The sequence below is a fragment of the Enterobacter sp. 04-C-12-SI-ECC genome (assembly GCF_047530715.1).
Taxonomy (GTDB): Bacteria; Pseudomonadota; Gammaproteobacteria; order Enterobacterales; family Enterobacteriaceae; genus Enterobacter; species Enterobacter bugandensis.
On the sequence record NZ_JBLKDI010000024.1, the window covers coordinates 21297 to 47785 of the forward strand.

At 56.8% G+C, this 26489-nt stretch carries 23 protein-coding genes; 10 read left to right on the top strand and 13 right to left on the bottom strand.

What is annotated here, in order from left to right; genetic code table 11:
• Positions 1-10: 10 nt before the first annotated feature.
• Positions 11-1276 carry an oligosaccharide MFS transporter gene (locus tag ACMWL8_RS22140; protein ID WP_241276759.1) on the bottom strand — a complete coding sequence of 422 codons (1266 nt, stop codon included), beginning with the start codon at positions 1274-1276 and terminating at the stop codon, positions 11-13.
• Positions 1277-1308: 32 nt separating this feature from the next.
• The gene (locus ACMWL8_RS22145; RefSeq protein WP_045261123.1) at positions 1309-3123 is read right to left on the bottom strand and encodes a DUF2264 domain-containing protein; all 1815 of its coding nucleotides are present in this window, start codon (positions 3121-3123) and stop codon (positions 1309-1311) included.
• Positions 3124-3289: 166 nt separating this feature from the next.
• On the opposite strand from ACMWL8_RS22145, the gene ACMWL8_RS22150 reads away from it, so the two are divergent.
• Positions 3290-4129 carry a helix-turn-helix transcriptional regulator gene (locus ACMWL8_RS22150; RefSeq protein ID WP_028014432.1) on the top strand — a complete coding sequence of 280 codons (840 nt, stop codon included), beginning with the start codon at positions 3290-3292 and terminating at the stop codon, positions 4127-4129.
• Positions 4130-4170: 41 nt separating this feature from the next.
• Here the strand turns inward: ACMWL8_RS22150 and ACMWL8_RS22155 are convergent, their stop codons facing one another.
• Genes ACMWL8_RS22155 through ACMWL8_RS22175 form a run of 5 tightly spaced genes read right to left on the bottom strand, consistent with a single transcriptional unit; the run spans position 4171 to position 8832 of the window.
• Positions 4171-5046 (bottom strand): MurR/RpiR family transcriptional regulator, encoded by an 876-nt coding sequence (locus tag ACMWL8_RS22155; RefSeq protein ID WP_028014433.1) that lies wholly within the window; start codon positions 5044-5046, stop codon positions 4171-4173.
• A complete protein-coding gene (locus ACMWL8_RS22160; RefSeq protein ID WP_045261124.1) occupies positions 5043-5993 on the bottom strand; it encodes an iron-siderophore ABC transporter substrate-binding protein in 951 nt (316 codons plus the stop codon). Before ACMWL8_RS22160 ends, ACMWL8_RS22155 begins: the two co-directional genes overlap by 4 nt.
• Before the next feature lie 9 nt (positions 5994-6002).
• On the bottom strand, positions 6003-7043 hold the full coding sequence (locus ACMWL8_RS22165; RefSeq protein ID WP_045261125.1) for a FecCD family ABC transporter permease: 1041 nt from the start codon (positions 7041-7043) through the stop codon (positions 6003-6005).
• Positions 7040-8023: a FecCD family ABC transporter permease gene (locus tag ACMWL8_RS22170; RefSeq protein ID WP_045261126.1), complete on the bottom strand. Its 984-nt coding sequence runs from the start codon at positions 8021-8023 to the stop codon at positions 7040-7042. Before ACMWL8_RS22170 ends, ACMWL8_RS22165 begins: the two co-directional genes overlap by 4 nt.
• Positions 8020-8832, bottom strand: coding sequence for an ABC transporter ATP-binding protein (locus ACMWL8_RS22175; protein WP_045261146.1), 813 nt, complete (start codon positions 8830-8832; stop codon positions 8020-8022). Before ACMWL8_RS22175 ends, ACMWL8_RS22170 begins: the two co-directional genes overlap by 4 nt.
• A 385-nt stretch (positions 8833-9217) precedes the next feature.
• On the opposite strand from ACMWL8_RS22175, the gene ACMWL8_RS22180 reads away from it, so the two are divergent.
• On the top strand, positions 9218-11356 hold the full coding sequence (locus tag ACMWL8_RS22180; RefSeq protein ID WP_045261127.1) for a TonB-dependent siderophore receptor: 2139 nt from the start codon (positions 9218-9220) through the stop codon (positions 11354-11356).
• 84 nt (positions 11357-11440) lie between these two features.
• Here ACMWL8_RS22180 and parE read toward each other — a convergent pair whose 3' ends face one another.
• From parE to nudF, 5 genes are read right to left on the bottom strand one after another with little or no spacing between them, the layout of a single operon-like run.
• Positions 11441-13333, bottom strand: coding sequence for a DNA topoisomerase IV subunit B (parE, locus tag ACMWL8_RS22185; RefSeq protein ID WP_028014439.1), 1893 nt, complete (start codon positions 13331-13333; stop codon positions 11441-11443).
• Positions 13334-13361: 28 nt separating this feature from the next.
• Positions 13362-13943 carry an esterase YqiA gene (gene yqiA, locus ACMWL8_RS22190; RefSeq protein ID WP_041908103.1) on the bottom strand — a complete coding sequence of 194 codons (582 nt, stop codon included), beginning with the start codon at positions 13941-13943 and terminating at the stop codon, positions 13362-13364.
• A complete protein-coding gene (cpdA, locus tag ACMWL8_RS22195; RefSeq protein WP_028014441.1) occupies positions 13943-14770 on the bottom strand; it encodes a 3',5'-cyclic-AMP phosphodiesterase in 828 nt (275 codons plus the stop codon). The genes yqiA and cpdA overlap by 1 nt, the downstream gene beginning before the upstream one ends.
• 27 nt (positions 14771-14797) lie before the next feature.
• A complete protein-coding gene (locus tag ACMWL8_RS22200; RefSeq protein WP_003862516.1) occupies positions 14798-15220 on the bottom strand; it encodes a DUF1249 family protein in 423 nt (140 codons plus the stop codon).
• Positions 15217-15849, bottom strand: a complete 633-nt coding sequence (nudF, locus tag ACMWL8_RS22205) for an ADP-ribose diphosphatase (protein ID WP_028014443.1) — start codon at positions 15847-15849, stop codon at positions 15217-15219. Before nudF ends, ACMWL8_RS22200 begins: the two co-directional genes overlap by 4 nt.
• Before the next feature lie 204 nt (positions 15850-16053).
• Between nudF and tolC the strand changes: the two genes are divergently transcribed.
• The 3 genes from tolC to ACMWL8_RS22220 all read left to right on the top strand — a co-directional run bounded on the left by tolC (position 16054) and on the right by ACMWL8_RS22220 (position 19522).
• Entirely contained in the window at positions 16054-17532 is a 1479-nt protein-coding gene (gene tolC, locus ACMWL8_RS22210) for an outer membrane channel protein TolC (RefSeq protein WP_028014444.1), read from the top strand.
• Between the two features lie 161 nt (positions 17533-17693).
• Complete coding sequence (locus ACMWL8_RS22215) at positions 17694-18359, top strand: DUF1190 family protein (protein WP_028014445.1); 666 nt, start codon at positions 17694-17696, stop codon at positions 18357-18359.
• Between the two features lie 2 nt (positions 18360-18361).
• Positions 18362-19522 (top strand): glutathionylspermidine synthase family protein, encoded by a 1161-nt coding sequence (locus tag ACMWL8_RS22220; protein WP_045261129.1) that lies wholly within the window; start codon positions 18362-18364, stop codon positions 19520-19522.
• Between the two features lie 38 nt (positions 19523-19560).
• On the opposite strand, the gene ygiD is transcribed toward ACMWL8_RS22220, so the two are convergent.
• On the bottom strand, positions 19561-20349 hold the full coding sequence (ygiD, locus tag ACMWL8_RS22225; RefSeq protein WP_045261130.1) for a 4,5-DOPA dioxygenase extradiol: 789 nt from the start codon (positions 20347-20349) through the stop codon (positions 19561-19563).
• A 130-nt stretch (positions 20350-20479) separates the two neighbouring features.
• Between ygiD and zupT the strand changes: the two genes are divergently transcribed.
• The 5 genes from zupT (at position 20480) to ACMWL8_RS22250 (ending at position 26475) form a co-directional block, all read left to right on the top strand.
• Entirely contained in the window at positions 20480-21253 is a 774-nt protein-coding gene (zupT, locus tag ACMWL8_RS22230) for a zinc transporter ZupT (protein WP_028014448.1), read from the top strand.
• Between the two features lie 333 nt (positions 21254-21586).
• Positions 21587-22147: a fimbrial protein gene (locus tag ACMWL8_RS22235; protein ID WP_045261131.1), complete on the top strand. Its 561-nt coding sequence runs from the start codon at positions 21587-21589 to the stop codon at positions 22145-22147.
• Positions 22148-22220: 73 nt separating this feature from the next.
• Complete coding sequence (locus ACMWL8_RS22240) at positions 22221-24659, top strand: fimbria/pilus outer membrane usher protein (RefSeq protein ID WP_045261132.1); 2439 nt, start codon at positions 22221-22223, stop codon at positions 24657-24659.
• Between the two features lie 9 nt (positions 24660-24668).
• Complete coding sequence (locus ACMWL8_RS22245; protein ID WP_045261133.1) at positions 24669-25430, top strand: molecular chaperone; 762 nt, start codon at positions 24669-24671, stop codon at positions 25428-25430.
• A complete protein-coding gene (locus ACMWL8_RS22250) occupies positions 25414-26475 on the top strand; it encodes a fimbrial protein (RefSeq protein ID WP_028014452.1) in 1062 nt (353 codons plus the stop codon). The genes ACMWL8_RS22245 and ACMWL8_RS22250 overlap by 17 nt, the downstream gene beginning before the upstream one ends.
• Positions 26476-26489: the final 14 nt, after the last annotated feature.

The following is a 26489-nucleotide window of genomic DNA, read 5'->3' on the forward strand; positions in this document are numbered from 1 at the left end:
TTCCTTGTGGTCAGCGTGATGAAGGTTCTGCTACGTTCAGCGGGCGGGGGCCGCGCCATTTGCTCTGGCAGGCGGATAACGTAAAGGCAGAAATAAAGGTAAAGATCAGCGCCGTCGCCCCCATGATGATATAGGTCTGTTCAAAGCCGATGAGGTCATACATATATCCGGCAGGCGAGGAAACCACCACGTTCCCCACGTACAGCATCGCCTGATAGCCCAGTAAATACATGGTGGCGTTCACGCGCTTGTCGAAATGCTCCGCTATATATTTAAAGACCGACACCAGCAGCAGGCAAATTTCTATACCGTATAGCGGCTTGAGCACGGAAATTAACAGATGCGAGTCGCACATCCCGGAAATAATCAAACGCGCCCCGACGATCAGCCCGACAATTAATAGCCCGCGCCTGGCGCCAATAAAGTTAACGAACAGCGGGACAACCATATACATGACGAATTCTATGCCCGACTGCACGGTGCCGAGATAACCAAACACCGCGTTGCCCTCATGAATATCGTCAAAGAAGGTGACGAAATAGCGCGAGAACTGCTGCTCGGCGATAAACATCATCCACGCCACGCCCGCCACGTACAGGCAAAAAGCCCAGAATTTACGGTTACGCAGCAGGGCGTACACATCTGCCGGGGCGATTTTCTCTTTGGTCAGTACCGCATCGGCATGAACGGAGTTAGTGTTCACTTTCAGGCTGAGCAGGACAACCAGCATCACGATCGACGTCACGCTGCCCATAATGAAGTTATAGGTCGGTGAGAGGTTGAACAGCAGGCCGGAGAAGGACGATGCCACCGCCCAGCCGAGCGAGCCCCACATACGAATTTGCCCGAACTCCATGCCGTTTAAGCGGCTGAAGCGGTCGGAATAAGATTCACACGCCGCCACGCCCGCATACCAGGCAAAGCTTAAATAGAGCGCGCCGATAATAATCCCCAGCAAGGTGCTGGACATTAACAGCGGCTGATAGACGTAAATAAAAAACGGCGCCATCAGGGCCGACATGGCGACCACAAAATAGAGCAGGTATTTGCTCATGCCGATTTTATCGAGAATATAGCCGTAGATGGGTTTGAGAATAACGGAAAATATTCCGTTCACCGCGAACACGGTTCCAATTACCGTCCCGCTGAGATTCGCTTTTTGACCCAGCCAGATCGCCAGCAGGCCAATACTCGCGGACCAGGTAAAGAAATAGAGAAAAATAAAGCTGCTGATTTTGTAATATTCGGTTCTGTTGGTTGTCGATGTATTTTTCATACCATCCTCGCCAAGGTGTAGGGTCAGAATTTTTATAACGTGAACGACAGCAGACGTTCGCCTCCAGGGTCGCGGATTACGACCCGGTTATGGTTCATATCCAGCTGCGGCGCGGCCGCAACGTTCTGTTTCTCACTGGCAATGACGGCACAGCAGAGCCAGCACTCTCCCGGTTGGAGATCGGTTTTTAACAGCGGAATGGAGGCGCATTCCGGGAACATGATGCTGCTGTTCGGCGGCGTGACGATGCTGTCCGGGGTGCGTTCAATGAAAGGCGACAGATCGACAATCGCACTGCTGCCGTTCTCTGCCGCCAGATAGCTGCCGCGCGCGCGGATCTGGTGCTCCGTTTTCATCACGGCGAAACCGCCCTCCGCCGTTTGCAGCGTGCGCGCGCTGTTGATGCGGTGCAGCCGCAAATGCCACTCGCCGAAGGGGATTTGCCAGGTCTCAATGTGCACGTCGTGCCACGGCGACCAGCGTGAATAGATGTAGTTTTCATCCACCCGCACCGCGGCGCACTCGCGACGGCCGCGGAAATAGTTATCCCCGTCCGCCAGCAGCAGCATGGAATCACAGGCCGCATGCTTCAGGCCAAAGCGCCCGCGCTCAATGGTGAAGCCAAAGCGGCTGGAGTAGGCAAATTTGGTGTATTTCGCTTCGGTGTTGACGTAGTTGTTCAGCTCCAGCTGACCGGCGGTGAGCATGGTGACGTGCTGAGAGTTCGTCGAATGCATCAGGATCTGCTGCGCGCGCGGGATTACGTGCTTCTCCGCCAGCGCGGGCAGCGGCTGTTCTTCTGCCTGCCAGAACGGATGCGTCTCCGGCAGCGCCAGAATCAGGTAGCTTTTTAGCGCCCAGTAGGGCGAGCCGGGAGAGTTATAGTCCTCACACATGGCGAGGTTCGGACAGGCAAAACCGAGGGTCAGAATGCCGTCCCGGTCGGTAATTGTCCGCTGCTGCCACCAGCGGAGATGGCGCAGGATAATGCCCTTCACAATACCCGGCGTGAACACGTCAAGTTCAGAGAAGGCAACCGCGCTCCAGAAGGCGACCATCGCAAAGCGGTAGGTCAGGCTGCGGCCAAACGGTACCGACGCGCCGTCCGCGGCGGACCAGTAGATAAAGTCCTCCGCAAACAGACGCGAGCGCTCGCGCAGCACTTCTGCCCTCGCCTCGTCGCCGCTTAAAGTGGCGTAAATCAGGCCGTAGAAGTGGAACGCCATGGAGATGTAATAATCTTTCGGGCGACCCGCGCCGTCGGAATACCAGCCGTCACCCAGGTAATAGGCCTCCATCAGCGCAAACCGATGGTCGATGGCGGCCTGATCGTACGGCAGCCCGGCGCGTTTGAAGCCCAGCTGGACCATAATGGCAAAGTAGTTCCAGTTGCTGTCGGGCATCTGCGCGTCGGCAATCTGATTCAGCCACGCGCGCAGGTTCATCACCTCGCGCTCGCTGAAGCAATCGGTGAGTTTATTCCCCAGCAGGGAAAGCCCCAGACCGTAGGATGCCATCTCGACCAGACGCTGATCGTACGGATCGGTTTCGCCCCAGTAGCCCGGGCTTTGCGGATCGGTGCCGATCCTGATGGCCTGCATGTACTTCTCGCTAAACGGCGAAGCATCGCCCGAAGCCAACAGCGGAAACAGCCCCCATAGCGCGCGGGAGAGCCCCTCCATCTGCGCGATATCCGTCGCGTAGTGCGCGCAGGTATCACCCAGCGAGAACCGCGAATGATTTACCGGAAACTGCTTATCCAGCGCGCCAAGTAAGGTATTCAGAGACGCCACGACGTCCTGGCGTGAAGACAACAGATTTGATTTTTCTTCGCTTTCCGCCCGCATAGTTCCACCCTCGTCATCAACTGCGGCCAAGCATAGTGAATGCTTAAGGTGGAGAAATGTTAGCCACGTCACAGGTGAGAACGTTCGATAAACCTGCGGTTGATAAAATTTAAAAAGGTGGTTTATAAATCTCTTCTGACGGGGAAAAGTTGAGTTTTATTGCACTATGCATGACGCGCCCATAACCGATCGTCTTGAGCTCATTACCTTAAACGACACCGTAGCGTCGTTCAGCCGCCTGTTTGCTAACACGGTGCGTTACCACCACTGGCATCAGTGTCTTGAAATTCTCTATGTGGAAGAAGGGTTTGGCGTCGCGATTGTCGATAACCGTCACTACACCATGCGCCCCGGACGCCTGTTTTTCTTTCCGCCATTTACCCTGCATAAAGTCAGGGTGGACGAACAGGCGGAAGCGATTTACCGCCGCACGATTATTCACCTCGACCACCACGCGGTGCTGAAGTGCCTGCGTGATTTTCCGCACACGCAGCAGCGGCTGGAGAAACTCTCGCGTCGCGGCTCAGAGGCGTGGGTGGTTGACCTGGCACATTGCCACAGCCATGTCGATCATCTGTTCAGCTGTTATCCGCCGCCGATGAGCAGCGAAAGCATCGCCGGGCTGCTGATTAGCCTGTTTGCTATGTTGCCTGACGATCGTACCGGCGCACCGGGCAGCAGCACGGGGATCGCCAGCCAGGTGATGTTCTGGCTGGACGAGCATTATCAGGAGAAATTCCGCCTCGACGCGCTGGCAGCGGAACTGGGCAGATCGCGCAGCTACGTGTCGCGAAAATTTCATGCGGAGACGGGGGAGAAAATCCACCACTACCTGAACACGCTCCGCCTGCGTAAGGCGTGCGAATGCCTGCTGCACAGTGACGCGAGCGTGCGGGAGATTGCCGTGCGGGTGGGATTTTCCGACGTGACCTGGTTTATCAGCGCATTTAAGAAGGGGATTGGCGAGACGCCGCTGCAGTACCGGAAGAATCATCGTGCGGTATGACACCCTCACCCGCCCCTCTCCTTCAAAGGAGAGGGAGACAATCAACTGCTTTTCTTGCCCGGCTTTAGCCCACGGTGAAGCTCGTTGATGCGCTTCATCGACTTGATGGTGCGCTGCGGCTCGGTGGAGGCGACGGATAAAACAATCATCTCCAGGCACAGCAGCACCGTGCCGTGGAGGGGGATTTTGCCCTTCTCGCCGCCGCGCGGAACGTGGATCACCACGCTGGCCTCTTTGCTGAATCGCGAGTCGGTGGCATTGGTGAGCAAAATGGTGGGGATCCCCAGCCGTTTCGCTTCGCGCAGCGTGGTCTGCCCTTCCCGATGCGCGGATTTTTGCGCCATCATGATCAGCACATCCCCGCGCTGGAGACCTATCAACTGCTCGGCCAGCCCTATTCCGGTGCGGTTAAGCGGCGTGGCGGGTAGCCCCATCCGGCTGAACAGCCTGGCGGTGTAGTCGGCCAGAATGCCGGACGCGCCAATCCCAAATATGGCAACCTGCCTCGCCTGCGCCAGCAGCGAGACCGCCTGCGCCATCGCGAAGCGGTTGTGGGGTTCAGACAACACCTCACAGGTGTGCTGATGCCCCTCCAACACGAAATCAATGCTCGCATTGACGTCGCTGGTCAGCGTATTCACCGTGGTGGAGATCTTTTCGCTGGAGGTCACAACCGGGCCAAACCACTGCTCCAGCGTCTGCTTGAGATCGCGCAGCCCGGCGAAACCCAGCGCCTGGATGGCGCGAACGACGGTGGCGTCCGACGTTTTGAGCAGCGTCGCGATCTCCATTGCCGTCTGCTCCATCACCGCTTCACGATTTTCATTGATATAGCGCGCCACCTGCAGCAGGCGCGGCGTGAGCTGGTGCGACCGGGAGCGGAGGCGGTCACCGAAGAGATCAACTTTACGGCTCATCGTGACGCCTCCGGCAGCGGACGTCCGGCAATCTGCGACTGGACCTGCGCGGCCATCAGCCCTAACGAGGCGAACGAGTTCGAGATGGCCTCTTCACGCGAGATCAGAACATAATGTCCGGTCCGACAGGCATTCAGGAACTGACACCAGCCCGGCATCACCGCATCCATCGCCGCCAGCTCATCCTGCGGTTTGCCGCCCGTATCCCCGCGCCAGGTGGCGAAAACGAAATCCGCATCCAGCTCCGGCAGCCGCTCGGCGCTGACGTCAATGCGTCCCCCTTCCGGGATGGACTCAATCAGCGGCGGGAAGGTAAACCCGGCATCACGCAGCACGCGGCCCAGCGAGTGATAGCTGTGCATGGCGTTGATTTTCCCCTGATTGGCCTGAATCACCGACACGCTCACTTTGCGGGTATCAATAGTCGCTTTCAGCGCCTTAATTTGCTCCTGATAGCGCCGCTCCAGAACCTTGAGCCGCGCCTGCGTGCCCGTCAGCTGCGCCAGCTTGCGGTAGATCTCCGGCGCGCCGCCGTCGAGATGATCGATACTCACCGTCGGGGCAATTTTCTCCAGCTGTTCCACCGGGGTATTTCGCGTCGGCTCGGTAATGATCAGGTCAGGCTTTGCGGCGGCGATGGCTTCAATGTCGATATCCGCAGTGCCGATAAACTTGATGTCGGAATTATCGAAATCGACGCCGGTCAACATGCCGCTGGAGCGCAGAAAATGGCTGCCGTCCGGCCGGGTGCGGCCATGGCTCGCCACCGGCGGTACGCCAAGCTCAATCAGCGGAATAGTAATGTCCAGGTCGTGTAGCGAGACGATCCGTTTCGGATGCACCGGCACCACCACCTTACGGTTCAGATCGTCAGTAAACGTCTGCGTCGGCTTGGTCGCGCTCGCCGCAAACCCCACCAGCAACAGCAATGAAAACAGTATGCGCATGTTAATCCCCTAAAATCTGTCCCGACGCTGCCAGAGCAGCAGCAGGAAAAACGGTCCGCCAATCAGTGAAATCACAATTCCCGCCGGCAGCTGCAGCGGGAGGAATGCCAGCCGCCCGACGTTATCCGCCAGTAGCACCAGCAGCGCCCCCAGCACGGCGCTACCCGTCAGGAGCGCCGTTTGCCCGCCGCGGAGCAGCAGGCGCGCCATGTGCGGCGCAATCAGCCCGACAAAACCAATGCTGCCCACGCAGGAGACGCAGGCCGCCGTCAGCACTACCGGGGCGAGAACCCTTAGAAGCGCCAGCCGGTTTGTGCGCACGCCAAGGCCCGCTGCGGTGTGGTTACCAAGCAGCGCCACGTCCGCAGCGCGGGCGGTAAACAGCAGCAGCGCAAACGCCGGAAGCGCCCAGGCAGCGGCAATGCAGACCAGCGTCCAGTTTGCCGCATGGAGGCTGCCCGCCAGCCATAGCATCGTCGTCTGCACGTCGCGCACGTCCGCCGTGGTCATAAAAACGCCCATTACGGCGGCAAAGACCCACGACACGCCGATGCCGATCAGGATGAATCGCGGACGTGAGATATCGCGCGCCAGGGCCACCACCAGCAGCGCGGTGAGCAGCCCCCCGGCCATGCCAACCAGCGGCCGCCAGGCCAGGCCCAGCGCCGGGAACTGAAATATCAGCAGCAGTACCGCCGCGCTACAGCCCTCTTTCACCCCGATAAGCCCCGGATCGGCCAGGCCATTGCGGGTAATGGACTGCATTGCCGCCCCCGCCATGCCGAGCATCCCACCGCACAGCGCCGCCATCAGCAGGCGCGGCAAGCGGATATCCATCACGATGTAGCGCGTCTCTGACGTCAGGGTTTCTGGATAAAACAGCGCGCGCCCGATGGCGGAAGTGGGGATGGGCAGAGAGCCGTGCGTCAGGCCAAACCCCGTCAGCAGGCAGGCGGCCAGCGTCAGGATGACCAGACATACCAGTGCCTTTGGGCGGACCAGCGCCGAGAAGGTGCCAACGCGTAGCGCACGCAGTCCGGCGCGGTTCATTTAAACATCCTCGAGGCCATGAAGATAAAGACCGGGGCGCCAACCAGCGCGGTCATGATGCCGGTTGCCAGCTCCCAGGGCGAAAACAGCGTGCGGGCAGCGATATCCGCCAGCAGCAGAACCAGCGCCCCGCACAGGGCGGACAGCGGCACCATCACGCGCAGATCGACCGACACCAGACGGCGAACGAGCTGAGGCACCACGAGCCCAATAAAGCCGATCGGCCCGGCGAGGGAGACCGCCGCACCGCAGAGCAGCGCGATGGCCATCAGGGCAAGCAGCCGGGTTTTCAGCAGCGATACGCCAAGCCCCTGCGCCATTCTGTCGCCCAGCGCCAGCATGTTGAGCGAGGGCGACAGCCAGAGCGCCAGCGCAAAGCCCACGCCAGCCACCCACAGGGCAGCGGCAATCGTTTCACCGCTGACCCCCGCTAAATCCCCCGCCAGCCAGGTGCGCATGGCGAGCAGCGTCTGTTCATCGAGGATGAGCACCGTGGCGGTAATCGACGAGGCAAACGCCGACATCGCCACGCCGCACAGCGTGACCTTCATCGGCGTAAGCCCGGAGCGTCCGGACGAGGAGAACGTGAGCACCAGCAGAAACAGCGCCGCGGCTCCGGCGGCGGCAATCAGCGGGCGCCCAAACGGCAGCGTCATCCCCAGCGCGCTCGTCAGCACCACCGCCAGCGCCGCCCCGGCGTTGAGCCCCAGAATATGCGGTTCGCCGAGCGGGTTGCGGATCGTGGATTGCAGCAGCACGCCCGCCACGCCGAGCGCGGCGCCCGTCACCATCGCAGCGCAGAGGCGCAGCAGTCTGAGCTTGATGATGATGTTATGGTCGAAATTGCGCGGATCGAAGTGGAGGATGGCCTCCACCACCGTTTGCGGGGCGATAAAGCGGGCGCCGATCCCCAGATGGGCAATCGCGCCCGTTGCAAGCAGCAGGGCGAACATCAGGAAAGCCAGAGAGGTGCGCATCATGGCTGTTTTGCGACCTGGCGAAACGGCATAAAGAACGGTTTACCGGTCAGCGGATTGATGGACATATGCACGTCGACATCAAACACCGCTTTAATCAGCTCCGGCGTGCAGGCGTCCCCTTCATGCAGTACGCCCTCGACTTTTCCCTGGCGTAAAAAGACCAGCGAATCGCCGTAGCTCACGGCGAAGTTGAGATCGTGCAGCACCACCACCACGGTACGTCCGTGCTCGCGCGTCAGCGTATGCAGCAGTTCGAGGATCTCCACCTGGTAGCGGAGATCGAGGAACGTGGTGGGTTCATCCAGCAGGATATAGGGCGTTTGCTGCGCCAGCGCCATGGCGATCCAGCAGCGCTGACGCTGGCCGCCGGACAGGCTTTCGACGGGCATGTGGGCAAACTCGGCCGTGCCGGTCAGGCGCAGGGCCTCCTCCACCGCCTGCTCGTCCTCGTCGCTCCACTGGCGCATAACGTTCTGCCAGGGAAAACGCCCGCGCGAGACCAGTTCAAAAACGGTTAACCCTTCCGGCAGCAGCGGAGACTGTGGCAGGATGCCAAGCTGGCGGGCGACGGCTTTCGTCGGCTGCGCGTGGATCGCCTTGCCGTCGAGAACCGCCGCGCCGCCAAGCGGCTGAAGCAAACGCGCGATGGTACTCAGCAGCGTGGATTTTCCGCAGCCGTTCGCCCCCACCAGAACGGTGATTTTCTGCTGGGGGATCGCAAGGGAAATATCATCAACGATGATTTTTTTCTGATAACCGGCAGAAAGATTCTCCAGAACCAGACCCGATTTTGTCGTGTTGTGAGCCACGTGCATGCCAACGTAATAAAAAAAGGGAAACAAATATAAATAAAAATCATTCTCTTTTGAGAGTTTGAGGCCGCGCCGTGTAGTAGTCAAGGGAAGAAACACCCTGAAAAAACCAGGGATAACGGTGCGTTACTACACTGACCGGTAAAACAATAAAGACTTATTTTTCAATTGATTAACCTGCTACCACTGCGCTTTTCCGTTACGTTTCAGAGATGTAGCCGATTTTTAGCTTTTTTCATTTACTACTACATTTCCGCATGATTGAATGATTCTCAATTACATGTTCGATGCCAGTTCTGGCTAACGGGCAGACCATAAAGGGCAATGACTCACAGGTTCTTCCGTGAAGGTGCTTCACGGATATTTTGGGATAACAGTTGTAATGGCTACGTTCACACCTTCACTCTCTGGGATAAAAGGGCGCGCGCTCTTTTCACTGCTGTTTATGGCGCCGCTGTCGCAGGCAGCAGACACCACGGCTAAAGACGGCGAAACGCTTACCGTCACCGCCGATCCAAATGCTACGGCGGAGGCCACCAACGGCTACCAGCCGCTGAATACCTCCACCGCCACGCTGACCAACATGCCGATGCTGGATATCCCGCAGGTGGTGAATACCGTCAGCGATAAGGTGCTGGCGGATCAGCACGCCACCACGCTGGATGAAGCGCTCTATAACGTCAGCAACGTGGTGCAGACCAACACCCTGGGCGGTACGCAGGATGCCTTTGTGCGCCGCGGGTTTGGCGCAAACCGCGACGGCTCGATCATGACCAACGGCCTGCGCACCGTGCTGCCGCGCAGCTTTAACGCCGCAACAGAACGCGTGGAGGTGCTGAAAGGCCCGGCCTCAACGCTGTACGGCATTCTCGATCCGGGCGGCCTGATTAACGTCGTCACGAAGCGCCCGGAGAAAATCTTCGGTGGCTCGATTTCTGCCACCTCTTCCAGCTTTGGCGGCGGCACCGGACAGATCGATGTCACCGGTCCGATTGAGGGCACGCGCCTGGCGTATCGCCTCACGGGCGAGTATCAGGACGAGGATTACTGGCGCAACTTCGGCAACGAACGCAGCACGTTTATCGCCCCGTCGCTGACCTGGTTCGGCGACGATGCCACCGTGACCGTGCTCTATTCGCATCGCGACTATAAGACGCCGTTCGATCGCGGAACGATCTTCGATCTCAACACTAAAAAGGCCGTCGACGTCGATCGCAAAACCCGCTTTGACGAGCCGTTTAACGTGACCGACGGGCAGTCCGATCTCGCTCAGCTTAACGCGGAATACCGCCTCAACAGCCAGTGGACCGCGAAGTTCGACTACAGCTACAGCCAGGATAAATACAGCGACAACCAGGCCCGCGTCATGGCCTACGATTCAAAAACCGGCACCCTGACCCGCCGGGTGGATGCAACCCAGGGCTCGACCCAGCGCATGCACAGCACCCGTGCGGATCTGCAGGGCAACGTGGATATCGCGGGCTTTTATAATGAGATCCTCACCGGCGTGTCGTATGAAAATTACGATCTGCTGCGCACGGACATGATGCGCTGTAAGAACGTTAAAGGTTTCAATATCTATAATCCGGTTTACGGCAAACTCGACGAGTGTACAACCGTCTCCGCCGCTGACAGCGACCAGACGCTCAAGCAGGAGAGCTACTCGGCCTACGCCCAGGATGCCCTGTACCTGACGGATAAATGGATCGCCGTCGCCGGGCTGCGCTACCAGTATTACACCCAGTACGCGGGCAAAGGTCGTCCGTTTAACGTCAATACCGACAGCCGCGACGAGCAGTGGACGCCGAAGCTGGGGCTGGTTTACAAACTGACGCCAGCAGTCTCGCTGTTTGCCAACTATTCGCAGACGTTTATGCCGCAGTCGTCCATTGCGAGCTATATTGGCGACCTACCGCCGGAAACCTCAAACGCGTACGAAGTAGGGGCAAAGTTCGATCTGTTCGACGGCATAACCGCCAATATCGCGCTGTTTGATATCCACAAACGCAACGTGCTGTACAACGAAAGCGTGGGAGGTGAAACCATCGCCAAAACCGCGGGCCGCGTGCGCTCCCAGGGCGTGGAGGTGGATCTTGCCGGGTCACTGACCGAGAACACCAATATTATCGCCAGCTACGGCTATACCGACGCGAAGGTGCTTGAAGACCCGGATTACGCGGGTAAACCGCTGCCGAACGTGCCGCGCCACACCGGCTCACTCTTCCTGACGTACGATATTCATAATGCGTTTGCCGGGAATACCCTGACGCTCGGCGGTGGCGGGCACGGCGTTAGCCGCCGCTCGGCGACCAACGGCGCGGATTATTATCTGCCGGGCTATTTCGTGGCAGATGCGTTTGCGGCGTATAAGATGAAGCTGCAGTATCCGGTGACGCTGCAGGTGAACGTGAAGAACCTGTTTGATAAGACCTACTACACGTCGTCGATTGCGACCAACAACCTGGGCAACCAGATTGGCGACCCGCGCGAAGTGCAGTTTACGGTGAAGATGGAGTTTTGATGTAAAAAAGCCCGGTGCCGCTAATGCTTACCGGGCCTACGATCCATTCCCTCAGCCCTGTGGGAGAGGGTTAGGGTGAGGGCATCAGGCCTCAATATCCGCCATATCCCCTTTCTCCTGCAGCCAGTTACGTCGGTCTTCCGAACGTTTCTTGGCGAGGAGCATATCCATCACGGCGTTGGTTTGCTGTTCGTCTTCGTCGCTGATCGTCAGCTGCACCAGGCGGCGCGTGTTCGGATCCAGCGTCGTTTCGCGCAGCTGCATCGGGTTCATTTCGCCCAGCCCTTTAAAGCGCTGCACATTTGGTTTGCCCTTCTTACGCTTAAGCTGCTCCAGCACGCCCGCCTTCTCTTCTTCCGTCAGCGCGTAGTACACCTCTTTGCCGAGGTCGATACGGTAGAGCGGCGGCAGCGCCACGTGGACGTGACCGTTTTTCACCAGCGTGCGGAAGTGCTTCACAAACAGCGCGCACAGCAGCGTGGCGATGTGCAGACCATCGGAGTCCGCATCCGCGAGAATGCAGATCTTGCCGTAGCGCAGCTGGCTCAGATCCTCGCTGTCCGGATCGATGCCGATCGCAACGGAGATGTCGTGCACTTCCTGCGAGGCCAGCACTTCGTCTGAAGAGACTTCCCAGGTGTTCAGGATCTTACCCTTGAGTGGCATGATCGCCTGATATTCACGATCGCGCGCCTGTTTGGCCGACCCACCCGCCGAATCCCCTTCCACGAGGAACAGCTCGGTGCGGTTGAGATCCTGCGCGGTGCAGTCCGCCAGCTTGCCCGGCAGCGCAGGGCCGCTGGTCAGCTTTTTACGCACCACTTTCTTCGCGGCACGCAGACGACGCTGGGCGCTGGAGATGGCCATTTCAGCCAGCATCTCAGCCGCCTGAACGTTCTGGTTCAGCCACAGGGTAAACGCATCTTTCACCACGCCGGAGACGAACGCCGCGCACTGGCGCGATGACAGACGTTCTTTGGTCTGACCGGCAAACTGCGGATCCTGCATCTTCACGGAGAGCACGTAGGCGCAGCGGTCCCAGATATCTTCCGCCGAGAGCTTCACGCCGCGCGGCAGAATGTTGCGGTATTCGCAGAACTCACGCATCGCGTCCAGCAGTCCCTGACGCAGGCCGTTGACGTGGGTACCGCCGAGCATGGTTGGGATCAGGTTGACGTAGCTTTCGGTCAGCAGCTCGCCGCCTTCCGGCAGCCACAGCAGCGCCCAGTCCACCGCTTCGGTATCACCGCTAAAGTTACCGACAAACGGTTTTTCCGGCAGCGTCGGCAGGCCGTTTACCGCTTCGCACAGGTAGTCGTTCAGGCCATCGGCATAGCACCAGGTCTGCTCGGTGTTGTTGACGTGATCTTTAAAGGTAATTTCCACGCCCGGGCACAGTACCGCTTTGGCTTTCAGCAGATGCGTCAGGCGAGAAACGGAAAAGCGCGGGCTGTCGAAGAAGCTTTCGTCAGGCCAGAAGTGGACGCTTGTGCCGGTGTTGCGTTTAGCGCACGTGCCGACAACCTGCAGATCCTGCACCTTCTCGCCGTTTTCAAACGCGATGTTGTAGACCTGGCCGTCGCGACGGACGTTCACTTCCACGCGTTTGGACAGGGCGTTCACCACGGAAATCCCCACGCCGTGCAGACCACCGGAGAACTGATAGTTCTTGTTGGAGAACTTACCGCCCGCGTGCAGTCGGCAGAGAATCAGCTCAACGGCAGGCACGCCCTCTTCCGGGTGGATGTCCACCGGCATGCCGCGACCGTCGTCGATGACCTCCAGCGACTGATCGGCGTGCAGGATGACGTCAACGCGTTTGGCATGGCCCGCCAGCGCTTCGTCCACACTGTTATCAATAACTTCCTGGCCCAGATGGTTCGGGCGCGTCGTATCGGTATACATCCCCGGGCGGCGGCGAACCGGCTCAAGCCCGGTGAGTACCTCAATGGCATCAGCGTTATAGGTTTGCGTCATGATTTAAACTAGCAATTCGCATTGATTGTCAGTGGCTGTGCAGTCCAAGAAAATCGACAATCTGGGTGAAATGATCCTCAAAGCCCGTGAAAGCATGGTTTCCGCCCTCTTCTATAGTCTGGCGGCAGGAGGCGTAATACGCCACTGCCTGGCGGTAATCCAGCACTTCATCACCCGTCTGCTGCAGCAGCCAGATGAGATCCGGCGCTTCAAGCGGGTCGACCTGCATAACTTTGAGATCGTAAATATGGCGTGACTCTAGCACATATTGCTGCCCGGTGTAGGGGTTCTCGTTTTCGCCAAGAAAGTCCCTCAGCAGCTCAAATGGCCGTACCGCCGGATTAACCACAACGGCGGGCAGCATAAAGCATTGTGAGAGCCAGGTGGCATAGTACCCGCCCAGCGATGAGCCGACTACGCCAAAGGATTCACCGCCGTGTTCAAGCACGATCGATTCGAGCATTTCCGCCGCCTCCGCCGGGTACGGCGGCAGCTGCGGGATAATCATCTCAACGTGGGGGTGATGCTCGCTCAGCCACTGGCGAAACTGCGTCGCTTTTGCGGAGCGCGGCGAGCTGTTGAATCCGTGCAGATAAAGGAGCGTAGACATCAGTAGCCTTCTGAAGCGGTATCCGGGCGGAACTCTGCGCCTGCCAGACGGCAGACTTCCGTGGTCAGCGTGCCGTCGGCATGCAGTTCCAGCCAGCGCCAGCCTGGCGCGATGGTATCCAGCGTAAAGTTGGCGCAGTGCGGCTTAAACTGCACACAGGTTGACGGCGTCGCCAGCATGCGGCGTCCGTTCCAGTCGAGATCCTGTTCCTGATGGATGTGTCCGCACAGCAGGTGTTTCACGCGCGGGTATTTCGCCAGCACGCTATCCAGCGCCGCGGAGTTACGCAGGCTGTGCTGATCCAGCCAGCTGCAGCCCGCCGGCAGCGGATGATGATGGAGCAACAGCAGCGTATGACGTTCAGGTTCGGCAGCCAGTTTGGTCTCCAGCCAATCGAGTTGAAACTCGCTTAATTCACCGTGCGGGACGCCAAATACCTGGCTGTCCAGCAGCAGGATCTGCCACTGTTCACCCGCAAATACGCATTTCGCCGGAGAAATCCCCGCATCCTGAAGGGAGCTGTACATTGCGGGCTGGAAATCGTGGTTTCCGGGCAGCCAGACGCAAGGCACGCTAAAGCTCGCGATGCCTTCAGCAAAATGCTGGTAGGCCGCGGAGGACTGGTCCTGCGCCAGATCGCCCGTTGCGACAATCAGGTCGCAGTCGCGATGTTCAGCGTGAATGGCGCTCAGTACCGCCTGATAACTCTCCCAGGTATTAACCCCCAGCAAAGTTTCATGCTTTTCGGCAAAAAGGTGGGTATCGGTGATTTGTAATATCCTGACTGGCGCCCCACCAGCAACAGTCAGGTTCAACAGGCTTTCCAAATGGTGTCCTTAGGTAGGTTTATGACGCTAACAAACCGGAATCGCCATTGCTCCATGTGCTAAACAATATCTTAGCCAGTCGGCTAAAAACTGGTTAATTTGATGCTTTTCGTCGCGTTGATGCAACTTTTTATTCGGATAATCATACCGCGCCTTGAAGCGAAAGATCTGCTGACTTGAACACACTTCAGCGACCATCGCGTCATGATAGAGACGCACCGTCATTGACGGCAGGCTCCAGTAGCTGATGCTGGGCGCTGTTTGTTCTATTTCCACCAGCGTAGTGTAGCGCGTTGATTCTGTTATCGTTAACCGATACTGCGCGTTGCTCACCTGATAGCTTACCGTTTCGCCGGGTGCGTCGTTTCTCGGCAGCAGGCGGCGCAATTGTGCGAAATTGGTTTCGCACAGGCGCATCATTTCTGGGAAGTCAGGCGTATAGCGCTTCATTTTTTCCACTCGTTTCGTAATGTCTGATAATGCAGCTGCAGCCATTGCAGGGCGATGACAGACGCTGCGTTGTCGATTTTCCCCTCTTCTACCCACTGATAAGCCTGTTCCCGGCTCACCACATGAACCCGAATATCTTCGTTTTCATCAGCCAGACCGTGAATGCCTTCTGCGGTCGTGGCGTCCACTTCGCCCACCATAATGGATAAGCGTTCGCTGGTGCCACCCGGACTCGCCAGATAGCTCAACACCGGTTTTGTGCGACCTACCACCAGCCCGGCCTCTTCCAGCGCCTCGCGCCGGGCGACGTCCTCGACCGACTCGCCTTCTTCGATCATCCCGGCCACCATCTCCAGCAGCCACGGGCTTTCACTGGTGTCATACGCGGCAATGCGGATCTGCTCCACCAGCACGACTTCGTCACGCACTGGGTCAAAGGGTAGCAAGACAGCCGCATGCCCGCGCTCAAAAATTTCACGTCTGATTTCGCCGCTCATTTCACCGTTGAACAGGCGATGCCTGAAACGGTAAAGATCCATCGAAAAAAAACCGCTATAAAGCGTTTCTCGTGCAATAATTTCTACATCGTTTTTGGCGAATGTCACGGGCAACTTTTCTGGTTTTTGCATGAGTCGAGTCCTGGTAGCAATGGTGATGAAATTATGAATTTCAAGGCTGTTTGGCTGCCGTTTGTAAGGCTATATGGTAGATTGGTGCAAATTACCGCCAGATGGCACGTAACGCCAACCTTTTGGTGTGGATGATTCTGTTAGAATCGGCAATTATTTTTTAATTAGATCAGCGCTAATACTGCTTCACAACAAGGAATGCAAATGAAGAAATTGCTCCCCATCCTTATCGGCCTGAGCCTGACGGGCTTCAGTGCAATGAGCCAGGCGGAAAACCTGTTACAGGTCTACCAGCAGGCACGTCTGGGCAACCCTGATTTACGTAAATCAGCGGCCGATCGTGATGCTGCGTTTGAAAAGATTAACGAAGCGCGTAGCCCACTGCTGCCGCAGTTAGGTTTAGGTGCAGATTATACCTACAGCAACGGTTTCCGCGACGCTAACGGCGTTAACTCCAATGCTACCAGCGCCTCACTGCAATTAACACAGACGCTGTTTGATATGTCCAAATGGCGCGCCCTGACCCTGCAGGAAAAGAGCGCGGGCATCCAGGATGTGACCTATCAGACCGACCAGCAAACGCTGATCCTGAATACTGCCACCGCGTACTTCAACGTGCTGAGCGCCATTGATGCGCTCTCCTACACCGAAGCGCAGAAACAGGCGATCTACCGCCAGTTGGATCAAACCACCCAGCGCTTCAACGTGGGTCTGGTGGCGATCACCGACGTGCAGAACGCCCGTTCACAGTACGACACCGTGCTGGCCAACGAAGTGACCGCGCGTAACAACCTCGACAACGCGCTGGAATCCCTGCGCCAGGTGACCGGGAATTACTATCCTGAGCTGGCTTCCCTGAACGTCGACAGCTTCAAAACGGATAAGCCGCAGGCCGTTAACGCCCTGCTGAAAGAGGCGGAAAACCGCAACCTGACGTTGCTGCAGGCGCGTCTGAGCCAGGACCTGGCCCGCGAGCAAATTCGTCAGGCGCAGGACGGCCATCTGCCAACCCTGAGCCTGAGCGCGTCCACCGGCGTTTCTGACACGACCTACAGCGGCTCTAAAACCAATTCTGCCCAGTATGACGACAGCAATATGGGTCAGAACAAAGTGGGCCTGAGCTTCTCTCTGCCACTGTACCAGGGCGGTCAGGTAAACTCTCAGGTGAAACAGGCGCAGTACAACTTTGTTGGCGCGAGCGAGCAGCTGGAAAGCGCGCACCGCAACGTGGTGCAGACCGTGCGTTCGTCCTTCAACAACGTGAACGCGTCTATCAGCAGCATCAACGCCTATAAACAGGCCGTTGTGTCTGCACAGAGCTCCCTGGACGCGATGGAAGCGGGTTACTCGGTCGGTACACGTACTATCGTTGACGTGCTCGACGCGACCACCACGCTGTACAACGCGAAACAGCAGCTCTCCAGCGCACGTTATCAGTACCTGATTAACCAGCTGAACATTAAGCAGGCTCTGGGTACGCTGAACGAGCAAGACCTGCAGATGCTGAACAGCGCGCTGGGCAAGCCAGTCTCCACCTCTCCGGACAGCGTTGCGCCGGAGAACCCGGAGCAGGTTGCCGCCGTTGATAACTTCAACGCTAACGGCAGCGCCCCTGCCGCACAGCCAGCGGCCGCGCGTAGCACGGCACCTGCAAGCAGCGGTTCTAACCCGTTCCGTAACTAAGAGTGTTATCACGCCCTCTCTCACCGGGAGAGGGCGCAGCTGAATCACACCCGAACGTAAGCCAACGTAAAGATCCCCCTGATTCCGCCCCTCTTCGCTTCATTTTCAACCACTCATCCACTATCCTGAGCGTTATTACCACTGGGTCCTGGAAGACAAACATGAAACGGACAAAAACGATCAATCACGCGTCGTTCCGCAAAAGCTGGAACGCACGTCATCTCACCCCTGTTGCGCTGGCAGTAACCGCGGTCTTTATGCTGGCAGGCTGTGAGAAAAACGACGAAACGGTTTCGCTGTATCAAAACGCGGACGACTGCTCCGCCGCAACCGGCCAGGCAGCAGAATGTAAAACCGCCTACACCAACGCCCTGAAAGAAGCGGAACGCACCGCGCCGAAATACGCCTCACGCGAAGACTGCGTGGCGGAATTTGGTGAAGGACAGTGTCAGCAGACGCCAGCTCAGGCAGGTACTGCGCCGGAAAATCAGGCGCAGGCGCAGTCCAGCGGCAGCTTCTGGATGCCATTAATGGCAGGCTACATGATGGGCCGCCTGATGGGCGGCGGCGCGGGCTATCAGCAGCAACCGCTGTTTAGCTCGAAAAACCCGGCCAGCCCGGCTTATGGTCAATATACCGATGCCAGCGGCAAAGGCTATGGCGCAGCGACCCCGGGCCGCACCGTGACCGTCCCGAAAACCGCGATGGCGCCGAAGCCTGCGACCACCAGCACCATCACCCGCGGTGGGTTCGGTGAGTCTGTGGCGAAACAGACCAGCATGCAGCGTAGTGCAACAGGCACTTCCACTCGCTCAATGGGCGGCTGATCATGGAACGAGTCGGTATTACCGAGCGCCCGGACTGGCGCGAAAAAGCCACTGAATACGGTTTTAACTTCCACACCATGTACGGCGAGCCGTACTGGTGTGAAGATGCTTACTATAAACTGACGCTCGACCAGGTGGAAAAACTGGAAGAGGTGACGGCCGAGCTGCACCAGATGTGCCTGAAGGTGGTGGATAAAGTCATCAACAGCGACGAGCTGATGACTAAATTCCGTATTCCGAAGCACACCTGGAGTTTCGTTCGTCAGTCGTGGAAAACGAATCAGCCTTCGCTTTACTCTCGCCTCGATCTGGCGTGGGACGGCGTGGGTGAGCCGAAGCTTTTAGAAAACAACGCGGATACGCCGACCTCTCTTTACGAAGCGGCATTCTTCCAGTGGATTTGGCTGGAAGATCAGATGAACGCCGGAAACCTGCCGGAAGGTAGCGACCAGTTCAACAGCCTGCAGGAAAAGCTGATTGAGCGTTTCGCCGAACTGCGGGAGCAGTTTGGCTTCAATCTGCTGCATCTTGCCTGCTGTCGCGACACGGAAGAAGACAGGGGCACGGTACAGTATCTGCAGGACTGCGCAGCCGAAGCGGAAGTGGCGACTGAATTCCTCTATATCGAAGATATTGGCCTGGGGGAAAAAGGTCAGTTTACGGATATGCAGGATCAGGTGATCAGCAACCTGTTCAAGCTCTATCCGTGGGAATACATGCTGCGTGAAATGTTCTCCACCAAGCTGGAAGACGCGGGCGTGCGCTGGCTGGAACCGGCGTGGAAGAGCATTATCTCCAATAAAGCCCTGCTGCCGATGCTGTGGGAGATGTTCCCGAACCACCCTAACCTGTTGCCAGCTTACTTTGCCGAAGATGAGTTCCCACCGATGGAGAAATACGTCGTTAAGCCTATCTTTTCCCGCGAAGGCGCGAACGTCTCCATTATCGAAAACGGTAAAACGCTGGAAGCGGTTGAAGGTCCATACGGTGAAGAAGGGATGATCGTCCAGGAGTTTTATCAACTGCCGAAGTTTGGCGACAGCTATACGCTGATCGGCAGCTGGCTTATTAACGATCAACCTGCCGGGATCGGCATCCGCGAAGATCGCGCGTTGATTACGCAGGATCTGTCACGGTTCTATCCGCATATTTTTGTTGAATAAAACTTGCCCGGTGGCGCTACGCTTACCGGGCATGTTTTTTACCCCACCTGCACCGACAGCATACTCAAACTGCCCATTTCAATGCCGTCAACCGGAATGGTAACCGGCTCCTGACCGTCCCATGCACCTAACACATACAGCAGCGGCAGGAAGTGTTCCGGCGTCGGGTTAGAGAGCGAACCGCCTTCGTGATCCAGATAGTTCACTAACGGATGCTTCTCAACCGGGCCTTGCCAGGTCAGGTTCGCTTTGACGTAGGCGTTAAAAGCGCTCGCCCACGGGTATGGCGTATCCTCACCGTGCCAGCGCGCCGTACGCAGGTTATGCACCACGTTGCCGCTTGCCACCAGCATGATGCCCTCATCACGCAGGGTCGCCAGTTTGCGGCCCATTTCCAGATGCCAGGCCGCCGGTTTAGTGCTGTCGATGCTTAACTGCACCATCGGAATATCTGCATCAGGGTACATCTTAATCAGTACGCCCCACGAGCCGTGGTCAAAGCCCCAGGCTTCTTTATCCAGCGCCACTGGAACAGGTGCGAGCAACTCTACCAGCCGCTGTGCCAGCGCAGGCGAGCCGGGAGCCGGATAATGCGTATCATACAGCGCCTGCGGGAAGCCGCCGAAATCATGAATGGTTTTAGGCGCTTCCATGGCCGTCACGCCGGTACCACGGGTAAACCAGTGCGCAGACACCACCACAATCGCCTTCGGACGCGGCAATGTCTCCCCCAGATGACGCCAGGCGCGGGTATAAACGTTGTCTTCCATAACGTTCATTGGGCTGCCGTGGCCTAAAAACAGTGCAGGCATACGAGAAGAAGACATGGTGGTATCCTTAGAGAAGGTGTCAATTTGATGGTTCTACATTACGCGCATTCAGGTGAAGATAAACGCAGATAACCGTGAAGATCATCATCAGGAAATTTGAACGTAAGATATCGCTTAAGGAGAGTGCATGTCAGTACCCTTAATTTTGACCGTGCTTGCGGGTGCCGCGACCTTTATCGGTGCGTTCCTCGGCGTGCTCGGGCAAAAACCGTCTAATCGTCTTCTGGCGTTCTCGCTGGGCTTCGCCGCTGGCATCATGCTGCTTATCTCGCTGATGGAGATGCTGCCAGCAGCGCTTCACACCGAGGGCATGTCTCCGGTTCTGGGCTACGGCATGTTCATCGTCGGCCTGCTGGGCTATTTTGCGCTCGACCGTATGCTGCCCCACGCCCACCCTCAGGATTTGATGCAAAAAAGCGTTACTCCAATCCCCGGCAACATCAAGCGCACGGCGATCCTGCTGACGCTGGGTATCAGCCTGCACAACTTCCCGGAAGGTGTCGCCACGTATGTCACGGCCAGCAGCAATCTGGAAATGGGATTTGGTGTCGCGCTGGCGGTAGCCTTACACAATATTCCTGAAGGACTTGCCGTGGCCGGGCCGGTTTATGCCGCAACGGGTTCAAAACGTACAGCCGTCTTCTGGGCGGGGATTTCCGGGATGGCCGAAATTCTCGGCGGCGTGCTGGCGTGGCTGATCCTTGGAAGCCTCGTCTCCCCTGTCGTGATGGCGGCGATTATGGCTGCCGTGGCCGGGATTATGGTTGCGCTCTCCGTAGATGAGCTGATGCCGCTGGCGAAAGAGATCGATCCTAACAATAATCCCAGCTACGGCGTGCTGTGCGGCATGTCGGTGATGGGGTTAAGCCTGGTTCTGCTGCAAACGGCAGGTATAGGCTGACACGGATGCCCTCATCGATGAGGGCAATTCTTTGATGCGCCCCAGCGCAGCCGTTGCATTTTACACTGTCTGCGGCTCTGTATTTACAATTGGAAAATCAAGAGTTTTTATGGATATTTTTAAGCGCAATATTTCCCAATTAAATTGCGCTTAAAAAACCGCTGCTGCATGAAATATTAACCGGTTACGATAGTAATAAATTATATATTAACCTCCTCTAAAAATATCTTTAAGCCTCATTAATCGTAAAAGCCTCCCTCAACCCGTTATACTTTGCGAGCATTCTGAAAATTAATATTCAGATTATGAATTCAATTGAAAAAGGATATTTTCATGTATATGGGTAAAAAAGTATTGTTAGCGGTTGCGATGGCTGCCATCGTTTCGGGTTCTGCTTTTGCTGATGACCAGGGTTCCGGCAAAATCAAATTCAAAGGCGTGGTCATTGATGCACCGTGCAGCATTGCACCAGACAGCGTTGATAAAGAAGTGGACCTCGGTGAAGTTACCACTGCCGTGATCAATGCTAACAAAAAGTCTACCGCTGTTCCGGTTGATATCAATCTGGAGAACTGCCAGCTTGACGATCCGGCGGACGAAACGGATACGCCAGTGACCAAAGTTGACGTGACCTTCACCAGCGCAGCAACTGACGCTACTGACACCAGCCTGATGAGCAACACCTATGCTAGCGGTGCTCAGAACGTCGGTGTTCGTCTGCTGGACAACAACGAAGCCAACATCACCCTGGGTTCGGCTCAAACGGTCGATCTGCTGGCGGGTTCCACCACTCAGACTCTGCACTTCAAAGCATTAATGGAAGTTGCTCAGGGTAAAACTGCCACAGCGGGTCAGGTTGAAGCGACTGCCAACTATGTGCTGATGTACAAATAAGGCAATGCATCACGATAAAACCGGCTGGCATTATTTGCCAGCCGGTATGTGATATTATTTTGGTAACAGGATGATGACATATAAATTACAATCTAAAATCATCATTGCGTCCCTGTTAATGACGAAGATTGCCTCTGCCACCGAGTTTAATATCAATGCCATCGATAAAGACCAGCGGAGCAGCGTTGACCTCTCCCTTTTTAAAAATGAAATAGCGGTTACCCCTGGCAGCTATTTTGTTACCGTATCCATTAACGACACACCGCTGGCTAACGGCTGGCAGCTTAGCTGGAAAGAGGTAAATAACACGGTACAGGTGTGTATTCCTCCTGAACTGGCGGATACGTTTGCCCTGAAAGAGGAAGTCCGCGACGCCTTACCCGAAAAAGAGGGATGCGTCGACTTTTCCTCCAGACCGGATATCACCTTTAATTTTGAACAAGCGACCCAGACGCTGAAGGTCACCGTACCCCAGGCATGGTTGCAGTACCGCGCCGCCGACTGGATGCCACCCGCAACATGGGACAATGGCGTACCGGGCGTGATTCTGGATTACAACCTGTTCGCCAGCCACTATCAGCCCAGCGACGGCAGCAGCACCAACAACGCCAACACCTATGGCACGGCGGGCGCGAATATGGGCGCATGGCGCCTGCGCAGTGATTATCAGTACAGCCAAACGCATACCGATGCAGGTTCGGATCATGACGGACGCTTTTCGCGCGTCTACATGTTCCGCCCTCTTCCTTCACTTGGTGCTAAGTTGACGCTGGGTGAAACGGACTTCCAGTCCTCAATCTTTGACGCTTTTACCTATACCGGCGCCTCCCTGATCAGCGATGAGCGCATGCTCCCCTGGTCGCTGCGTGGCTATGCGCCACAAATTACCGGTATCGCGCAAACCAACGCGACCGTCACGGTCAGCCTGTCCGATCGCGTAATTTATCAAAGTAAAGTTCCGCCTGGCCCCTTTGTTATTCAGGATCTTAACCAGTCCGTTCAGGGGACGCTGGACGTAAAAGTGACGGAGGAAGACGGGCGCGTCAGCACCTTCCAGGTCTCGGCGGAATCGGTGCCTTTTTTAACGCGTAAAGGGCAGGTTCGCTACAAGCTGGCGGCGGGTAAAGCGCGTAAAGACGCCTCGCATGACGTCGAAGACACCGGTTTTATGAGCGGTGAATTCTCATGGGGTATACTGTCAAACACCTCGCTCTATGGCGGGACGCTTGCCGACGGGGATCATTACCGTTCCGTTGCCGCCGGGATCGGGCAGAATATGGCGCATCTGGGTGCCCTCTCTTTTGACGTCACGCAGGCCACCAGTCAGCTCCCCTTCCAGGATAGCCAGACGGGTTACAGCTACCGTTTTAATTACAGTAAGCGTTTCGATACCACCGGCAGCCAGCTTACGCTTGCCAGCTACCGCTACTCCGATCGAAAGTTCCTGAGCTATGCCCGCTTCCTTGATTATGACGACAACGATCGTCAGACAGAAAAGCAGACGCTGAGCGTAACCGCCAGCCAGTACATCAGCCCGTTATCGCTCAACCTCTACGTCAACGTACTGCGTCAGACCTGGTGGAATGAAGCCCCGTCCACGACCGGAAGCATTACCGCAGGCTACAACTTTGATCTGGGGCGCTGGAAAAACCTCGGCGTCACCCTCTCCTGGAGCAAGACGCATTACGAAGATGAAGACGACGATACGCAGTTTTACCTGTCCCTGAGCGTACCGATCGATCCGGATCATCGCCTTAGCTACGATCTGCACAACAGCGATAGCCTGAGCCAAAATGTCTCCTGGTACGACACGTCCGATCGCAATAATACCTGGGGCGTCTCCGCGGGGACGGAGAGTGAACACGCGGACGCGGGCGCGCAGATGAGCGGCAACTATCAGCACTATTCACCTTTTGGCGATCTGAATATCTCCGGAAGTTATAAAGCTGATGAATATAACTCCCTGAGCGCCAGCTGGAATGGCTCGTTTACCTCAACGGCCAAAGGCGCGGCGCTGCACCGTCGCAGCTACGGAAACGAACCGCGCGTGATGGTCAGCACCGACGGCGTCGGCAACATTCCGCTGAACATGTCGCGGGATGAAACCAACCGCTTTGGTATCGGCGTTTTACCGTCGGTTTCCAGCTACTCTCCCGCCAGCGTACAGGTCAATCTGGATAACCTGCCTGACGGCGTCGATGTGGACAACCGCATTACGACCTCCACCTGGACCGAGGGGGCGATTGGCTACCGTCAGATTGCCACGCGCGCAGGCAACGATATTGCCGGAATTATACGTACGCCAGCCGGCACTCCGCCGCTGGGCGCGATTGTTCACCTGCTGGAAAGTGACCAGCAAATCGGCATGGTCGCCGACGAAGGCCACGTCTGGCTGGGTGCGGTAGAGCCTGAACAACAATTCCGGGTAACGTGGGGTGACAATCAGCAGTGTCGCTTCTCGCTGCCTTCACACCTTGAAAACAGTATGCAGTTGATACTGCCATGTCAGTAAGAAACCATGATGAAACTCACCTCTTTTACCAGCCTGTGCCTGATGTTAATCGGCACCGCATTTACCACCCACGCTGCCGTTAACCTGGACCGCACCCGCATTGTGTTTCCGGAAAGCGATAAGGCCAGCAGCCTCAAGATTGATAATCAGAGCAAAACGTTGCCTTATCTGGCGCTCTCCTGGATAGAAGATGAAAACGGACGCAAGGAGGACAGCCATTTTATGGCGCTTCCGCCGATCCAACGTCTTGAAGCGGGCGCCTCGTCTCAGGTCCGGATTGTGAAGCAGGCCGCGACCGCCCGGTTGCCGAAAGACCGGGAATCACTGTTTTATTTCAACCTGCGCGAGGTGCCGCCGAAAAGTTCCAGCGCGAGCGAGGAACGCAGCGTAATGCAGGTCGCGATGCAAAGCAGGATCAAACTGTTCTGGCGTCCCAAAGCGATCGCCAAAAAGGCAGGCGATCAGGCAGAAATGCGTATGGAAGTCACCGCAAACGCGAAAGGGCTCACCGTGCATAACCCTACGCCTTACTACATCACGCTGGCGTGGCTGAGCAAAAATGCGAAAACCATGCTGCCCGGTTTTGACAGCCTGATGATCGCCCCGTTTGCGACGGCAACAACCTCTACCGGTGACTATCACGGCAGCTACTACAGCATTGGCTACATCGATGATTACGGTGCGCTGAAAAAGGTCGACGCGCAATGTTCAGGTACGGCGAAATGTACGCTCAGCGAGCATAAGGTCGATAAAGATGCGCAAGCTCGCTAATCTGCTGTTCCTGCTGCTGATTTCCGCTCTGCCCGTAAGAGAAGCGCTGGCGCTGGACTGCTATCTTGGTGCTTCAGGCGGGCCGGTTGAAGAGACAAAAACCATCTCGCCCTTTGCTATCCCCAGCAACGCGCAGGTGGGGCAGAAAATCTGGGAATCAGATGACATTAAAATCCCGGTTACCTGCGATCACAACGTCACCAGCGGCTTTCAGCCGGAAGACGTTTACGCCTGGGTCAACCCTTACCCGGCCGCAACGGACCCTTACTATGAGCTTGGCGTAACCTACGAAGGTGTGGACTACGATGCCACGGGCCAGCCGAATGGCGTGGATACCCGCCAGTGTCTCGATAACAAGAACATCCTCATCTATACCCCGGCTCAGATCCGGCAGATGGGCTGGGAAAACCTGATCTGCTCCGGTAACCCGGATGACGTCCATACGACACGCACGTTTATTGCCCGCTTTCGCCTGTTTGTAAAAATTAAGGCGATTCCGCCTCACGGCTACGTGAGTTCGCTCGGCGATTACATCGTGGTGCAGTTTGACGGTAAAGGCGGAGTCAACCAGATGGCCGACGCGAAAAACCTCAAGTACCACATCAACGGCTTGCAAAACATTACCGTTCTGGACTGCGGGGCAACCTTCAGCATCTACCCTGAAAACCAGGAGATCGATTTTGGCACCTTCAGCGCTCGCGACATTGTGAACCAGAAAACGCGCGTTCGTGAATTTACGGTCAAAACCACCAAGGTGCAGGACGCGCAGTGCTCTGATGGATTCAAAATGGATTCGTCATTCTACACGAACGAAAAACTCAGCGCTGACGATACGGCGCTGTTGATTGGCAACGGGCTAAAACTGCGTATTCTGAACGGAACGGATCCGTTTACCTTCAACCACTATCAGGAGTATGCCGACTTCACCGGGAGTACGTTGCAGTATGAGCAAAAGTACACGGCAGAGCTGTCGTGGGATGAGGGAAAAGCGATCCAGTCCGGACCGTTTGAAACCGTGGTGCTGTTTAAAATTAACTACCACTAGCGACAAAAAAGCCG

Bases quoted from the DNA above. Each gene is read 5' to 3' on its own strand.
- ACMWL8_RS22140 (WP_241276759.1), bottom strand. From the start codon at position 1,276: ATGAAAAATACATCGACAACCAACAGAACCGAATATTACAAAATCAGC.
- ACMWL8_RS22145 (WP_045261123.1), bottom strand. From the start codon at position 3,123: ATGCGGGCGGAAAGCGAAGAAAAATCAAATCTGTTGTCTTCACGCCAG.
- ACMWL8_RS22150 (WP_028014432.1), top strand. From the start codon at position 3,290: ATGCATGACGCGCCCATAACCGATCGTCTTGAGCTCATTACCTTAAAC.
- ACMWL8_RS22155 (WP_028014433.1), bottom strand. From the start codon at position 5,046: ATGAGCCGTAAAGTTGATCTCTTCGGTGACCGCCTCCGCTCCCGGTCG.
- ACMWL8_RS22160 (WP_045261124.1), bottom strand. From the start codon at position 5,993: ATGCGCATACTGTTTTCATTGCTGTTGCTGGTGGGGTTTGCGGCGAGC.
- ACMWL8_RS22165 (WP_045261125.1), bottom strand. From the start codon at position 7,043: ATGAACCGCGCCGGACTGCGTGCGCTACGCGTTGGCACCTTCTCGGCG.
- ACMWL8_RS22170 (WP_045261126.1), bottom strand. From the start codon at position 8,023: ATGATGCGCACCTCTCTGGCTTTCCTGATGTTCGCCCTGCTGCTTGCA.
- ACMWL8_RS22180 (WP_045261127.1), top strand. From the start codon at position 9,218: ATGGCTACGTTCACACCTTCACTCTCTGGGATAAAAGGGCGCGCGCTC.
- parE (WP_028014439.1), bottom strand. From the start codon at position 13,333: ATGACGCAAACCTATAACGCTGATGCCATTGAGGTACTCACCGGGCTT.
- yqiA (WP_041908103.1), bottom strand. From the start codon at position 13,943: ATGTCTACGCTCCTTTATCTGCACGGATTCAACAGCTCGCCGCGCTCC.
- ACMWL8_RS22200 (WP_003862516.1), bottom strand. From the start codon at position 15,220: ATGAAGCGCTATACGCCTGACTTCCCAGAAATGATGCGCCTGTGCGAA.
- nudF (WP_028014443.1), bottom strand. From the start codon at position 15,849: ATGCAAAAACCAGAAAAGTTGCCCGTGACATTCGCCAAAAACGATGTA.
- tolC (WP_028014444.1), top strand. From the start codon at position 16,054: ATGAAGAAATTGCTCCCCATCCTTATCGGCCTGAGCCTGACGGGCTTC.
- ACMWL8_RS22215 (WP_028014445.1), top strand. From the start codon at position 17,694: ATGAAACGGACAAAAACGATCAATCACGCGTCGTTCCGCAAAAGCTGG.
- ACMWL8_RS22220 (WP_045261129.1), top strand. From the start codon at position 18,362: ATGGAACGAGTCGGTATTACCGAGCGCCCGGACTGGCGCGAAAAAGCC.
- ygiD (WP_045261130.1), bottom strand. From the start codon at position 20,349: ATGTCTTCTTCTCGTATGCCTGCACTGTTTTTAGGCCACGGCAGCCCA.
- zupT (WP_028014448.1), top strand. From the start codon at position 20,480: ATGTCAGTACCCTTAATTTTGACCGTGCTTGCGGGTGCCGCGACCTTT.
- ACMWL8_RS22235 (WP_045261131.1), top strand. From the start codon at position 21,587: ATGTATATGGGTAAAAAAGTATTGTTAGCGGTTGCGATGGCTGCCATC.
- ACMWL8_RS22240 (WP_045261132.1), top strand. From the start codon at position 22,221: ATGACATATAAATTACAATCTAAAATCATCATTGCGTCCCTGTTAATG.
- ACMWL8_RS22245 (WP_045261133.1), top strand. From the start codon at position 24,669: ATGAAACTCACCTCTTTTACCAGCCTGTGCCTGATGTTAATCGGCACC.
- ACMWL8_RS22250 (WP_028014452.1), top strand. From the start codon at position 25,414: ATGCGCAAGCTCGCTAATCTGCTGTTCCTGCTGCTGATTTCCGCTCTG.